The sequence below is a fragment of the Mesorhizobium sp. LNJC391B00 genome (assembly GCF_000502535.1).
Classification (GTDB): domain Bacteria; phylum Pseudomonadota; class Alphaproteobacteria; order Rhizobiales; family Rhizobiaceae; genus Mesorhizobium.
This window is the reverse complement of the sequence record NZ_AYWI01000008.1, coordinates 149,947-162,362: the sequence shown is the minus strand read 5'-3', so window position 1 is coordinate 162,362 and position 12,416 is coordinate 149,947. Positions and strand designations below refer to the sequence as shown.

General features: G+C 58.5%; 15 protein-coding genes. 11 read left to right on the top strand and 4 right to left on the bottom strand.

Features of this window, described 5'->3' with window-relative positions; all coding sequences use genetic code 11:
- The first annotated feature begins 53 nt into the window (after positions 1–53).
- From X750_RS144660 to X750_RS144675, 5 genes are all read left to right on the top strand, one after another.
- A complete protein-coding gene (locus X750_RS144660; RefSeq protein WP_023748068.1) occupies positions 54–581 on the top strand; it encodes a ferritin-like domain-containing protein in 528 nt (175 codons plus the stop codon).
- A 215-nt stretch (positions 582–796) separates the two neighbouring features.
- Positions 797–1,009, top strand: a complete 213-nt coding sequence (locus tag X750_RS1000000164860) for a hypothetical protein (protein ID WP_245259911.1) — start codon at positions 797–799, stop codon at positions 1,007–1,009.
- A 68-nt stretch (positions 1,010–1,077) separates the two neighbouring features.
- Positions 1,078–1,854 carry an exodeoxyribonuclease III gene (gene xth, locus X750_RS144665; RefSeq protein WP_023748067.1) on the top strand — a complete coding sequence of 259 codons (777 nt, stop codon included), beginning with the start codon at positions 1,078–1,080 and terminating at the stop codon, positions 1,852–1,854.
- 116 nt (positions 1,855–1,970) lie between these two features.
- On the top strand, positions 1,971–2,534 hold the full coding sequence (locus tag X750_RS144670; protein ID WP_032904714.1) for a hypothetical protein: 564 nt from the start codon (positions 1,971–1,973) through the stop codon (positions 2,532–2,534).
- 15 nt (positions 2,535–2,549) lie between these two features.
- A complete protein-coding gene (locus X750_RS144675) occupies positions 2,550–2,846 on the top strand; it encodes a SemiSWEET transporter (protein WP_023687830.1) in 297 nt (98 codons plus the stop codon).
- A gap of 1 nt (position 2,847) precedes the next feature.
- Here the strand turns inward: X750_RS144675 and X750_RS144680 are convergent, their stop codons facing one another.
- Both X750_RS144680 and X750_RS144685 read right to left on the bottom strand, forming a co-directional pair.
- Complete coding sequence (locus X750_RS144680) at positions 2,848–3,420, bottom strand: hypothetical protein (protein WP_023748065.1); 573 nt, start codon at positions 3,418–3,420, stop codon at positions 2,848–2,850.
- A 152-nt stretch (positions 3,421–3,572) separates the two neighbouring features.
- Complete coding sequence (locus X750_RS144685) at positions 3,573–4,082, bottom strand: pyridoxamine 5'-phosphate oxidase family protein (RefSeq protein WP_023748064.1); 510 nt, start codon at positions 4,080–4,082, stop codon at positions 3,573–3,575.
- Positions 4,083–4,222: 140 nt separating this feature from the next.
- Here X750_RS144685 and X750_RS144690 point away from each other — a divergent pair, with 140 nt between their 5' ends.
- Complete coding sequence (locus X750_RS144690) at positions 4,223–4,399, top strand: hypothetical protein (protein ID WP_156932420.1); 177 nt, start codon at positions 4,223–4,225, stop codon at positions 4,397–4,399.
- A gap of 280 nt (positions 4,400–4,679) precedes the next feature.
- On the opposite strand, the gene X750_RS144695 is transcribed toward X750_RS144690, so the two are convergent.
- The gene (locus X750_RS144695) at positions 4,680–5,597 is read right to left on the bottom strand and encodes a hypothetical protein (RefSeq protein ID WP_023700021.1); all 918 of its coding nucleotides are present in this window, start codon (positions 5,595–5,597) and stop codon (positions 4,680–4,682) included.
- Positions 5,598–5,950: 353 nt separating this feature from the next.
- Here X750_RS144695 and X750_RS144700 point away from each other — a divergent pair, with 353 nt between their 5' ends.
- From X750_RS144700 to X750_RS144710, 3 genes are read left to right on the top strand one after another with little or no spacing between them, the layout of a single operon-like run.
- A complete protein-coding gene (locus tag X750_RS144700; RefSeq protein ID WP_023748062.1) occupies positions 5,951–7,123 on the top strand; it encodes a glycosyltransferase in 1,173 nt (390 codons plus the stop codon).
- Between the two features lie 2 nt (positions 7,124–7,125).
- Entirely contained in the window at positions 7,126–8,268 is a 1,143-nt protein-coding gene (gene glf, locus X750_RS144705) for a UDP-galactopyranose mutase (RefSeq protein WP_023691419.1), read from the top strand.
- Positions 8,269–8,315: 47 nt separating this feature from the next.
- Positions 8,316–8,837 carry a ferritin-like domain-containing protein gene (locus tag X750_RS144710; protein ID WP_023687824.1) on the top strand — a complete coding sequence of 174 codons (522 nt, stop codon included), beginning with the start codon at positions 8,316–8,318 and terminating at the stop codon, positions 8,835–8,837.
- Positions 8,838–8,906: 69 nt separating this feature from the next.
- Here the strand turns inward: X750_RS144710 and X750_RS144715 are convergent, their stop codons facing one another.
- Positions 8,907–10,064, bottom strand: coding sequence for a hypothetical protein (locus tag X750_RS144715; protein ID WP_023691420.1), 1,158 nt, complete (start codon positions 10,062–10,064; stop codon positions 8,907–8,909).
- A 299-nt stretch (positions 10,065–10,363) separates the two neighbouring features.
- Here X750_RS144715 and X750_RS144720 point away from each other — a divergent pair, with 299 nt between their 5' ends.
- Positions 10,364–11,254, top strand: a complete 891-nt coding sequence (locus tag X750_RS144720) for an MBL fold metallo-hydrolase (RefSeq protein ID WP_023668030.1) — start codon at positions 10,364–10,366, stop codon at positions 11,252–11,254.
- A gap of 194 nt (positions 11,255–11,448) precedes the next feature.
- Positions 11,449–12,414 (top strand): ubiquinol oxidase subunit II, encoded by a 966-nt coding sequence (cyoA, locus tag X750_RS10530; RefSeq protein ID WP_081726068.1) that lies wholly within the window; start codon positions 11,449–11,451, stop codon positions 12,412–12,414.
- Positions 12,415–12,416 lie beyond the last annotated feature (2 nt).

Below are 12,416 nucleotides of genomic sequence, written 5' to 3'. Positions count from 1 at the left end.
CCGAGTTAAGAAAATGCTCGCGACGGGCAATTTTCAACAGAGGAGACGGCACAATGCCCACTGCCAAGAAAGCCAATGGCAACAACAAGGACCTGGAGGACCTTTTCCTCGATGGCCTCAAAGACATCTACTATGCCGAGAAGAAAATTCTGAAAGCCTTGCCGAAGATGGCCAAAGGCGCATCCGAAGAGCAAGTTTCGGCAGCATTCGAGAAGCACCTCGCTGAAACCGAGGGGCAGGTCGAACGTCTGGAGGAGGTCTTCGAGATTCTCGGCGCTGCCGCGCGCGGCAAAACCTGCCCGGCGATCGACGGCATCCTGGAGGAAGGATCTGAAATCCTTCAGGAGTACAAGGGTTCGGCTTCGCTCGATGCAGGGCTCGTCGGTGCCGCGCAAGCAGTGGAGCACTACGAGATCGCCAGGTATGGAACCCTGATCGCCTGGGCTACGACGCTCGGCAAGGACGACGTGGTTGCGCTCCTCAATGCGACACTTGAAGAGGAGAAGGCCACCGACGAGGCGTTGACTGCCCTCGGTGAAGCCGGCGTCAACGAACGAGCGGCAGAACGGAAAGCGGCTTGATTGATCGCCTACCCAACCGCCTCGGCGACCCATGTGCCGAGGCGGTCCCGGGAGATGAAGGACATGATCACGCATATCTACAAAGGACTGGAATGTTTCCTGCTTGAGTGTTCGGCCGCGCTGGTCAGGCGCCGCGCCCTTGGCGGTTCGCGCAGCGATCCTCGGCAGCTGCGAGAAGAGCGCAGAGATGAGTTCAGGGCCCGCAAAGCCGCCGAATGAGCGCCAAGATGGAGAGTCGGATGGGCTTCTTTGGAAAATATTTCTCAGGACTGTTGAGCAAGAAATCGACTGACGGCAAGGGGAGCGGCGATATGCGGAAAGCTACCGGCGCGGGTCCGGCAATTGCCGCGCATTCCAAAGATGCAAAGACATCCGCTGCTTCCGGTCAAAGCACCAATGCTTCGAGCAAAAATGCAGATGGACGATGACAAAAGGCAAGATTTGGCTACCGACCCTATGTCGCATCGAAGCGGCGCAAAGACGTTAAATCGTCGAGATGACCCGCATCGCAACCTTCAACGTCAATGGCGTCAACGGCCGACTGCCAGTGCTTCTCAAGTGGCTTGGCGAAACCGGCAATGACATCGTCTGCCTTCAAGAACTGAAGACCTCTGACGAAAAATTTCCCGTCGATGCGATTAGAAACGCCGGCTATGGCGCAATCTGGCACGGACAGAAGTCCTACAATGGCGTGGCAATCCTCGCTCGCGGGATTGAGCCGCTGGAACGTCGTCGAGGTCTGCCGGGCGATCCCGACGATTCGCACAGCCGCTACATCGAGGCAGATGTGAATGGGCTTGTTGTCGGCTGCCTGTATTTGCCTAATGGCAATCCAGCGCCGGGGCCGAAGTTCGACTACAAACTTCGCTGGTTCCGACGTTTGATCACCTATGGCCAGGTGCTGCTCGGCGATAGCTCACCGACCATCCTGTGCGGCGACTATAACGTCGTTCCAGGCCCGATCGACGCGGCGGTGCCGGGGCGCTGGGTTGGCGATGCCGTTTACTTCCCCGAGAGCCGGAGCGCGTACGCCGAAATGCTTGCTCAGGGCTGGTTCGATGCGGTTCGTCGCATTCATCCAGAAAAAGGAATTTACACTTATTGGAACTTCTCCTACCGCGGCGGGTACGATCGGAGTTCCGGGCTCCGGATGGACCATCTCTTGCTGAGTTCATCCCTATTGGATCGCCTGAAGAATGCCGGAGTAGATGCCGAAACGCGTGCATGGGACAAGCCGAGCGATCATGCGCCAGCCTGGATAGAACTTGATTGAGCTTCCTCGGCAAGGAGCCTGAAGACCTGGTGGCGCTCCTTCGTGATTAGATTTGGCCGCATGTCTATCGCCAACAATGAGGACTGCCGGCGCCAAGCGATTCAAAGGACGCAATGATGACAAACACTCAAAAGGAAGCTGAACTGATTGCGCGCCTTGCACGCCAGCATGGCGTCACTGATGGCGCTGTCATGGCTGTCCTTGAGGCGTTGCGGCGTGGTGGTGGAACCATGGCCCAGTTCAGCCACGTCGACTTCGGAGGAATGTCACAATGGTCCTCCGGCATGACGATGGTCGGCGACATGTTCGATGACAGCCTCAAGGCGAAGCTCAACACTATCGCGGCGGAGCTCTCGGCCTACCTGCGCGATCATCCCGCCAAGCCACAACGCGACGACACGAGCTATCGTTCTGCAGCTATGGCCCACGCCGGCTCATGGTGGCCTGAGGAGTTTGGGAGCCCGTCTGCCGCTGGTTCTCAAAACAATATGCGCTACGCAGCGTTTCCTGAGCAAAGCCGCCTGGTCATCGACGATCATGGAAAGATGGAGATTTATGACACAGGCGACCATCGCATATCCGGTGTTTCGCAGAGCCAGAGCACGGACTTCACCCTGACCTTTGTCAGCCAGCACGGCGTGGTCCGCGTATCTGATCTCAAGCGCGTATCTGCGACGTAGGTCAGGGCCGCTTCCATGCAGACAGTCACGCTCATCGGCTATCTCGCGACCGTCTGCTCGATGAGCAGTTTCACCCCGCAAGCCTGGAAAATCATCAGGACACGAGAGACAAGCGGCATCTCCGCACCGATGTATGCCATCACTGTGTTGGGCTTCGCCTTGTGGCTGGCCTTCGGCATCATGAAGGCAGAGTGGCCGATCATAATCACGAATGGCGTCTGTCTCCTGCTGTCAGCCTTCATTCTCACAATGACAGTCCTGCCGCAGGCTGAGAAAGACGCAGTTGCCAAGGCTTTCGACCCCGACGACTAAATTAGCGCTTCCAACTTTTCAGCAGCGGACCTTGGCTACCATATGCAGGATCCTTGCGCGGACGCCCCACCTTGGGGATGGTTGCGAGCGCATCGCTATGCTGATCCTTGCTCCTACATTCGTCATAAGTCCCAAATGGAGGATACGCGCCGACAACCAAAAAATCATCGGATGCCGAGAGGCATTGGTGCCCGGTGCCTGCCGGGAGGACCGCGACGTCGCCAGCCTTCAGCGACAGCGTTCGTCCTTTCTTGCCGCCAAACCGGACTTCAGCATTTCCGCGCGCAATTCCCAGAACCTCGTGTATTTGCGAATGATAGTGAACGTAATCATAGATGCCGTTTCGCCAGCTATCGCCCCATCCGTTTGCATCGAAAAGCACCTCCATGACGGCTGCTGGATCAAGTCCTTCGGGCAATTCGACGGCGCCGCGATAAACGACGAGCGGCCATGCAGGATGATTGGGCACAAGTCCATCATCCTTGAACCAGAACTCATTCGACTTTCGCTGCCTCAAAAATCCGGCGACAGCTTCCTTGCGCGGTCTTGCGAAACCGGTGACGTTCTCGATCACTTCTTGCTGGTTTCCAAAATGCTCATCGACGCTGCCTCTTGCGGAAAATATCGAACACGTTCTAGTCAACATGCACCGGAATCGCTCGGTTCCGCAGGGTCAAACAAGCGTTGCATGGATACGCGGCCGGAAAGCAGAGGTTAGCCGCTCGCTCAGAGCTCGACCTTTGCGTTGTCGCCCACATTCGGCTTGGCGCCGGTAACGGCAGCAAACACCATCGTTGCGGTAGCCATCATTAGCCCCGGGCTGTCCCACAATTCGCCTTCCTCGGGTTTCACCGTTATCAGACGAATCTCGGGATCATCGGCATTATCCCACCAGGCTGAGTCAGTTTTCTCCCAGAGCTCGGCGATCTTTTCCCTGTCATTTGTCACTGTGGCCAGGCCTGACATGGTGACGTATTTGTAGTGGCTGCTGTCACTCCAGGCCAATGTGACCTTTGGATAGGTCGACAGCTGCTTGCTCTTGGCGCTGTCGTCATTGACGAGGAAGTATATGGCGTTTTCTTCACGGACCACACGCGCAGATAGCGGACGGGCTCGATTGTACTCGCCGTCCCAGGTCACAAACATGCAGACGTCGATGTCCTCGGCGAGTTCCCAGATGCGGTCTGTTGCCTCGGCGGGCGTGAGGTTCGTCTGCTGCTCTCGGCGGTTAGCCATAAGCGTCCTCCTGCGGGTGAATATCCTCGCTTACAACTCACGTCCCGCCACGACGTTCCAACTCACTGGGTCCTTCGGCTTGCTAAAGCGGTGGAACTTTCGAAATTGCCGGAAGTTTGGATGGCAAACGCGAGGCCATGATGGCGGACAAGACGCTTCGAACATCAAAACGGACACCCGAGCAGGACGCTAAGGGTCAGTCGGAAAAGGACCACAAGGGCGGGGGGAGCGATGGCGTCGCCAGCGCCGATCCGCGGGTGATCTCCGGCAAAAAAGACGGCGACGCGACATTCCCTGTCAAGGGACCGAAGAAATAGCTATGAGCTCATTGGCAGGGCATCTGGCGGTGTCATCAATGCCACTGAGAAAATTGACGAACGGCTCAAGTCATTGCGCTAAAAGCGACAGAGTTAAGGCCGGCCTTCCCGACTTGCCTCCCGCCAGTGCGATCGCGGCAATCGTCGATCCGCGTCGGCCATGTCGTGTCTCCTACTGCGTCGGATGACACTTTGCTACCGTCACCGACGCGGATCACCTTCAACCCTCCGGAGTTGCATGACGCGCATCGGCCTCAAGGCGCTAATGGCAGCCTGGAAATCACGCGACCTTTGAAAAGAGAGCGACGTCGCATCTGGCTAAACCATAGCGCCATCGGTGATCGGTTGTGGCAACCCGGCTCTGGTAGAACAGTGAAAGCTGACTGCCATCGATCATCACCGTCGAGTGGCCGTTCTCGCCCGGTTGACCTGGCTCCAGCACCGGGCCGATCGAAACGTAAGGCCCGCTGACCTCGTCGGCGATGGCAAAAAACACCCGTTGCCGGTTTCCCCGAAGGCCATTCGGAAGAAAGCAAGTGGCGTTGAGAAGCACCCGGCCGTCCGGCAGCTCGATCAGTTGCGCGCCCTCAATGCCCCATTCGTAGTCGGGATCATCTCTGGTGTTATGGTGGGGAACATCGTTGTGGTCGAGGATTTTGCCGATCCGCTTCCACGGACCGAACCACGAGTCGGACTGGCTACGTGCCAGATAGATGTCGGGCTGAGGCACCCTGGTGAATTTTGGCATAGCCGAATAAACCAGGTAGCGCCCACCGCCAATGACTGCTGGATGCGGATCGTAAATGCCGTCCTCTTCCGTGTCCGGGATGGCCAGAATGGCCGGACTGAGGACTACCCAATGGAACCCGTCGTTGGAAACCGCATGCTCGCAACGGCCACCCGACTTCATGAATTCTGTCTGGATGAACATGTGGAAGACGCCGCACTCGTGGGTCACACCGGGAGCCGCAACACCAGTACCGTTGATTGGAAGTTCGATCGGCTCATGCTCGGCCCACGGCCCATAAAGATCGGGCGCCGTGGCATGCAAGATTCTCCACGTCTCGGTGGTGACCGTGCCGCTTGACCCGAAGACGTGCCAGACACGGCCATCGAAGACAGGACACGGGTCCTTGAGATCATCCACGCTTTGCGGATGAAACAGTGGAAAAACGTTGGTTTCAAAGTTGATGTTCATGTCAGCCCCGGAATTCGCCTCGGCAGTCGGAGACGCGCAGAGATACAGGCGAATCATTGATGTTAGGCACATTCTATAGCCAACGAGTTCAACGCAAATACGGCAATGCCGCTGTCCACCAGCATTCGTCGTTCAACCACGCTTTCAGTGGCGGCCGGGTTCCGACAGCCGCCCTCGCCTCCGCAACCAGATCCCGCTTCGTGCGTGGACCAAGCGGGCGACCGGGCCTTCTTCATTTCAGTTGGAACAACTCACCTGATCGAAAGTTAGGAGCTGGAACTAAGTAGTTCTCTCCATTCGCGATTAACAAATGTTAATCGTAACATAAATAGTGTCACAGAGGGAGTATGTCAATGGAAGCGGCCTTTGGCGGGGTAACCGGCAGTCAATATGTTCGTCGCGAAAATATACTGGTTTGCTTCTCCCACTTACGATGGAATTTTGTTCACCAGCGTCCGCAGCATCTCCTCACTCTCGCATCCGCTCAGCAGAGAGTGGTCTACTTTGAAGAACCCGTTTTCGAAGAATTGGCGCAGCCGCTGATGCGGACGAGCGTGGCATCGGAAAACATTCTGATTGTCACACCAGTGCTGCCGCTTGGCACGTCGGCCGCGAAAGCAGATGCCGTCCAGCGGAGATTTGTGCAGCAGACCATCGCTTCTATGCCGCATAGCCGGCTGATCGCCTGGTACTACACCCCAATGGCTCTTCGCTTTACGGAATTCCTCGACCCAGACATATGCGTCTATGACTGCATGGACGAACTCTCTGCGTTCAGGAATGCGCCTCCCGAGCTTGGCCAGATGGAAAAGGCGCTTCTGCGCCGCGCGGATCTCGTTTTCACCGGTGGTCTAAGCTTGTTCGAGACCAAGCGTCACCTGCATCCTGCCATCTTTCCATTTCCGAGCAGCATCGATGTGAGGCACTTTCACATCGCAAGACGGCCAGGAAGGGACCCAGCCGACCAGGCGGGCATTCCTTCCCCGAGGGTTGGATATTTCGGCGTCATCGACGAGCGGCTGGACGTCGATCTCGTGGCGCTAGCGGCAAAGACAATGCCGGACGTGCATTTCGTCATGCTCGGTCCGGTTGTCAAGATCGACCCTGCAAGCCTGCCGCAAGCCGAAAACCTGCATTGGCTTGGCCCGAAAGCCTACTGCGATCTGCCCGACTATCTGCGCCATTGGGACGCCGGATGGATGCCGTTTGCCCTCAACGAGGCCACGCGTTTCATCAGCCCGACCAAGACGCCGGAATTTCTCGCTGCGGGTCTGCCGGTGATCTCGACGGCAATCGTCGACGTGGTGCGCAGTTACGGTGCTGCCGGGCTGGTGGAAATCGCCGACTGTGACGATCTGGAAATCAAGCTGCGCTCCGTTCTTTCGCGACCGCGTCAGATGCTCCTGCAGCAGGTCGATGCCTATCTTGCGGACATGTCCTGGGAACGGACATGGAATGCCATGGCAGCTCACATTGAGCGCGCCTACCAACGCAAGAAGGTCGTGCCCCTTCGCAGGAGTGCATAGCCATGTTCGATTGGCTGATCGTCGGCGCGGGTTTCGCCGGCAGTGTGCTTGCCGAACGGATAGCGTCGCAGCGTCAGGAAAGCGTTTTGCTGATCGATCGCCGCAGCCATGTGGGAGGCAACGCCTACGACTGCTACAATGAAGCCGGCATCCTCATCCATCGCTACGGCCCGCACATCTTCCACACCAACAGCCAAACGATCGTGGACCACCTTTCGCAGTTCACGCAATGGCGGCCGTACGAGCACAGGGTGTTGGCGGCCGTGGACGGGCAACTGGTTCCCATCCCGATCAATCTCGACACCATCAACCGGCTTTACGGGCTGGACCTGACCTCGGCACAGCTGGAGGATTTCTTCGCGTCGCGACGCGAAACGGTGGAGGATGTCCGAACGGCTGAGGACGTCGTCGTCAGCACCGTGGGGCGCGAGCTCTATGAAAAATTCTTCCGCGGCTACACAAGAAAGCAGTGGGGCGTCGATCCCAGTCAGCTGAGCAAATCCGTGACGGCACGAGTGCCGACCAGGACCAACCGTGACGACCGCTATTTCAGCGACAGCTTCCAGAAAATGCCGGCCGGCGGGTACACGCGGATGTTCGAGCGCATGCTCGACCATCCGAATATCAAGATCATGCTGCAGACCGATTTCCGTGAAATTCGTGAGAAGATACCGTTCAGGCGCATGGTTTATACCGGCCCGATCGATGAATATTTCGGCTGGCAGCTCGGGCACCTTCCGTACCGTTCGCTTCGTTTCGAGCACGTTACACTGGATCGCGAGCAATTTCAGCCGGTTGCCGTGGTCAATTATCCCCAGACGGAAGATTACACGCGCATTACCGAGTACAAACATCTGACCGGCCAGCAGAGTTCGCGGACCAGCCTGACCTACGAATATCCCACGGACATCGGGGACCCGTACTATCCCGTGCCCCGGCCCGAAAACGAAGTGCTCTACAAGCGCTATGAAGCGCTCGCGGCAAGCTGCCCAGACGTGTGGTTTGTCGGTCGGCTTGCAACTTACCGCTATTACAACATGGACCAGGTAGTCGGACAGGCTCTGGCCACTTTCGCGCGCATCCAAAAAAGCCTCCCGGCCTGGGCGCGCACGGAGGAGCCGTTGTTGGCCGAGCCGAGAAGATAGTTTCTTCCAAGACGGAAGATCGGGCGGGTATCAGAAGGAGAAACTCGATGGATACAAACTTCAACTCGGAAAGCCGTGAGATATTTATCGTCGGCTTGCGCAACGCGCACGCCATGGAAAATCAAGCGCTGTCGATCATGAAGCCTCAGGTCGAGCGTATAGAGAACTATCCGGAGGTGGCCGATCGCTTGCGCCGGCACATTCAGGAAACCGAAGGCCAGATCACGAGACTCGAGTCCGTCCTGGAGGGCCTTGGTGAGGAGCACTCCACCCTCAAGGACACTGCCTTGTCGATGGTTGGCAGCGTGGCCGCCATTGGACATTCGATGGCCGGCGACGAGATCATCAAGAACAGCCTGGCGAATTTCGCATTCGAGAACTACGAGATTGCTGCCTACAATTCGCTGCTGGTACTGGCCGACGCCGGGGGCTTCCAGGATGCTGAAAGGGCCCTCAAGCAGAACCTGAACGAAGAGGAAGCCATGGCCAACTGGCTCAAGGAAAATCTGAGCGACGTTACCATGCGATATGCCAGGCTGCGCGAGGCTGGGGCGACTGCAAAAAGCTGATGCACCGCACCGGCGCGGGCGGCGTTTCGAAACAGACGCCCGCCCGCCCCTCCCCCGTTTGAGGCCCCTTCAAGGCGTCGTGTCCGCCACGAGAAGAGCTTGCTGACGGGCCAGTTCATCTGCTGTGGGTTTGCGCAGGTGTCGCCTGCCATCAGCCTGGATGACGGAAAACAAACCGACCTCGGCATGTCGCGAATTGTCCCAGCCCGGGTAGGCCGTTATCGGGTACAGGCAAATACCCTCGATCGGCGCTCCGAGACTGATTGCGGAACGCACCTCGTCGCAGACATAATGGAGCCAAGCCGGCCCGCCGGATCCCTCGGAGCCGGTCTCCGCAATGAACATCGGCTTGCCGTATCGATGAGCAACTTCTAGCAACATTTCCGACAGGGCGCGGTACTCGTGGTGTCCCATCGGAATCGTCGGCCCGTTTACGTACCATTGATTGTGCGGGTAAAAATTCAAGCCCACGACATCGACAACATCTTCGCTCCCGCCCAACTCAGGTTCGACGCGGCCCAGCAACATGTCGTAAGCTTCGAACTGCCCCTGTCGGGCGTTTTCGGCCCGGCGCCGTTCGCTGCGGGTCCGGTCACGAGGGGCGATATGGATAAGCGGCTCGGCCCAGACAAATCTGCAGGCGGGATCGATCTCCCGCATTGCACGAACACCCGCGATGGCGGCCTTCACGAGGTGCCGCTTGAACCATCCACGTTTGTTCGGCCCCACACGCGGGAAATAGCCGACCTCAACAGCCCATGCGAAAAAGGAGATTTCGTTGATGGGACACAACAGAGGCGATGTTCCAGTGATCGAACGGTGTACCTTGACGGCTTCTGCCGCAAACGAGGCATAGGCGTCGATGAAATGCAGCGAGCCCTGATCGACATGGTCCGGAGATCCGTAGTGAAAGATGTCCCAGATTACCTGAACACCTGCCGATCGGGCTGCCTCGACCATTGGCGCCCAACTTGACCAGTCATAGGTTCCGGGAGCGGTTTCGATCAAATGCCAACGCAGGCCGTCGCGGATGGTGCGAAGGCCGAGTTCGGCGCAGCCGCGGTAGTCGCCCAGGGCATGCAAATTATGCGAGGTCGCACGAATAAGATCGAGGCGAACGCCGTCCTTGCGCCGGTGCGAGGAGCATTCAAAGCCTGCCATGAAAAAACTGGCGAAGCGCGAAGCTTCCGGAACCGAGGCCTCCGTCTGGCGTCCCACTTCGCTCATTTTTCGAAGTCTCCTTTGGGCAATCGGCTTCGAACTCGGCCGCCTTGTCCGGACCGGGAACCGCGTTGGCGAAATACCGAGTTCAGTCGGGCGCGCCCCATGTTCGTTGCTCAGTCCAGCTCGTCCTTGCGTGGCCGGGTAGTGCCGAACCCATTGGTAGAGCCTTTGTTCCGGTGGTGAACTGTCCGGGCGCCGCGTGCAAATGAGGAACAAGGAGGCCCGTCCCAAGTTCGGGGCGATGTACAGCCGCCGTCATCCACTCGAGCGGCTGCTCGGCAACAACAGAGGCATGGGATCACATGACCGTTCAGATTCGACTTTCCGAGATCGACCACGCCAGGCGCGAGGATCGTGGCGACGGCGCTTGGAGCATCGCACCGGACCTGGGTTACTTGCGGCTAGCAATCGTCAATGTCGTGTTCTTCGGCGCACCGGGCAGCGGAGATCGGAACTGGGTGCTGATCGATACCGGGTTGCCGACGTCTCGCAGCAGCATTCTAGCGGTCGCGGAAAAGCGGTTCGGCGTCAACGCACGGCCGGCTGCAATCATCCTGACCCATGGCCATTTCGACCATGTGGGAACGGTTCTAGAACTCGCAAATGGCTGGGACGTGCCTGTCTTCGCCCATCCACTCGAGCACCCCTATTTGGACGGAACCACATCCTATCCGCCACCGGATCCCTGGGTTGGGGGTGGACTGATGGCGCTGCTTTCACCGCTTTTTCCACGCGGGCCAATCGATCTTGGCAGCCGTTTGCAACCCTTGCCCGCCGATGGATCGATCCCCGGAATGCCCGGATGGCAATGGCTGCACACACCCGGACATGCCCCTGGGCATATCTCGCTCTGGCGCGAGCAAGACCGCTCGCTCATCGTAGGAGACGCTTTCATCACCACCGGTCAGGAGTCGGTCTATGAAGTCGCCATTCAGGATCTCGAGATGCACGGTCCGCCGCGCTATTTCACGCCAGACTGGGATGCAGCGGAAAGGTCCGTGAAGCATCTGGCTGCCTTGGGCCCCCAGATGGTCATCAGTGGACACGGTGCGGCTGCTGCGGGAGTGGGCATGCGTCAGGCTCTCGATAATCTGGCTGAGCGATTCAGGGTATTCGCCGTCCCGCCGAAATTGAAATTCGTGCGGGAGCCAGCGTCGCCGATAGCTAGGCCAATCGAGCCGCCATCGTTCTGAATGGCCAGATTGGGCCAAGGCGGGACCATCGGACAGAGTAACTCGGTCCAGCGGAACAAACCCGGCCGGCGACAGTTGGGGCACTCGCTCAGGTGGCGACACCCTGCGAAGTGCCGCGAGGTTCCGCGCCATGGGGAGGCTCAGATGGAAACCCGACGAACGCATGCCTCTAGCCCGCGTTCCCGCAAAGAGAGATTGCAGAGCCGGTGTTCTTGCCATCCAGCCCTAAGTTGACACGCCAACTGCTCTGGATCGTCGGAGGCGCATTCTTGCCCGGTTGCGCGGGGGGAGTGCTCGATCCCCAAGGACCAATTGGTGTCGGTAATCGCACGATCCTTTTGAACTCGCTGGCGGTGATGCTGGTGATCGTTGTTCCCACGCTTGTTGCACTTCTGGCATTCGCCTGGAAGTTCCGCGCCTCGAACAGCAACGCCCGCTATAACCCGGAGTTCACCTATTCGGGACGCGTGGAGTTGATCGTCTGGTCGATCCCGACGCTCACCATCCTGTTCATTGGCGGTCTGATCTACTACGGATCGTATCAGCTCGATCCGCGCAAACCGATCCCTTCTAGCCAGCCGCCGCTCGACATTCAGGTGGTGGCGCTCGACTGGAAATGGCTGTTCCTCTATCCCGAGCAGGGCGTGGGCGCTGTCAATCAACTGGTTATTCCCGCCGGTGTTCCAGTGCGTTTCAAGTTGACCTCGGCCAGCGTGATGAACACGTTCTTCGTGCCCCAGCTTGGCAGCATGGTCTACGTCATGAACGGCATGCAGACCGAATTGCATCTGCAGGCCGACCGCGAGGGCAGCTTTTTCGGCCAGTCGGCGCACTTCAGCGGCGACGGCTTCTCGGATATGAATTTCAGTGTGAGCGCGGTTTCAGCCGATGCCTTCACCCGCTGGGCGTCATCGCTGCGTGGCGGGGGCGGCGTGCTCAACGCCAACGCCTATCGCGAACTCGCCCGGCAAAGCACAAATGTGGCGCCGGCTTCCTTCGGTCATGTCCAGCCTGGGCTGTTCGAAGCGGTCGTTCAGCAGACGCTCCCACCGGGTCCGGGGCCTGCTGAGAGCGCAGCCAGCGGCGAGCCACAGGTGAGCCCAAGGGCATTACCCGCGGCGGCAGCAACGATGACCCATCATCCACAAGGCGCAGAATGACG

Coding starts and splice junctions, on each gene's coding strand:
- X750_RS144695 (WP_023700021.1), bottom strand. CDS start 5,597: ATGAACATCAACTTTGAAACCAACGTTTTTCCACTGTTTCATCCGCAA.
- X750_RS144720 (WP_023668030.1), top strand. CDS start 10,364: ATGACCGTTCAGATTCGACTTTCCGAGATCGACCACGCCAGGCGCGAG.
- X750_RS144685 (WP_023748064.1), bottom strand. CDS start 4,082: ATGGCTAACCGCCGAGAGCAGCAGACGAACCTCACGCCCGCCGAGGCA.
- glf (WP_023691419.1), top strand. CDS start 7,126: ATGTTCGATTGGCTGATCGTCGGCGCGGGTTTCGCCGGCAGTGTGCTT.
- X750_RS144660 (WP_023748068.1), top strand. CDS start 54: ATGCCCACTGCCAAGAAAGCCAATGGCAACAACAAGGACCTGGAGGAC.
- X750_RS144700 (WP_023748062.1), top strand. CDS start 5,951: ATGGAAGCGGCCTTTGGCGGGGTAACCGGCAGTCAATATGTTCGTCGC.
- X750_RS144675 (WP_023687830.1), top strand. CDS start 2,550: ATGCAGACAGTCACGCTCATCGGCTATCTCGCGACCGTCTGCTCGATG.
- X750_RS144710 (WP_023687824.1), top strand. CDS start 8,316: ATGGATACAAACTTCAACTCGGAAAGCCGTGAGATATTTATCGTCGGC.
- X750_RS144690 (WP_156932420.1), top strand. CDS start 4,223: ATGGCGGACAAGACGCTTCGAACATCAAAACGGACACCCGAGCAGGAC.
- X750_RS1000000164860 (WP_245259911.1), top strand. CDS start 797: ATGAGCGCCAAGATGGAGAGTCGGATGGGCTTCTTTGGAAAATATTTC.
- X750_RS144670 (WP_032904714.1), top strand. CDS start 1,971: ATGACAAACACTCAAAAGGAAGCTGAACTGATTGCGCGCCTTGCACGC.
- xth (WP_023748067.1), top strand. CDS start 1,078: ATGACCCGCATCGCAACCTTCAACGTCAATGGCGTCAACGGCCGACTG.
- X750_RS144715 (WP_023691420.1), bottom strand. CDS start 10,064: ATGAGCGAAGTGGGACGCCAGACGGAGGCCTCGGTTCCGGAAGCTTCG.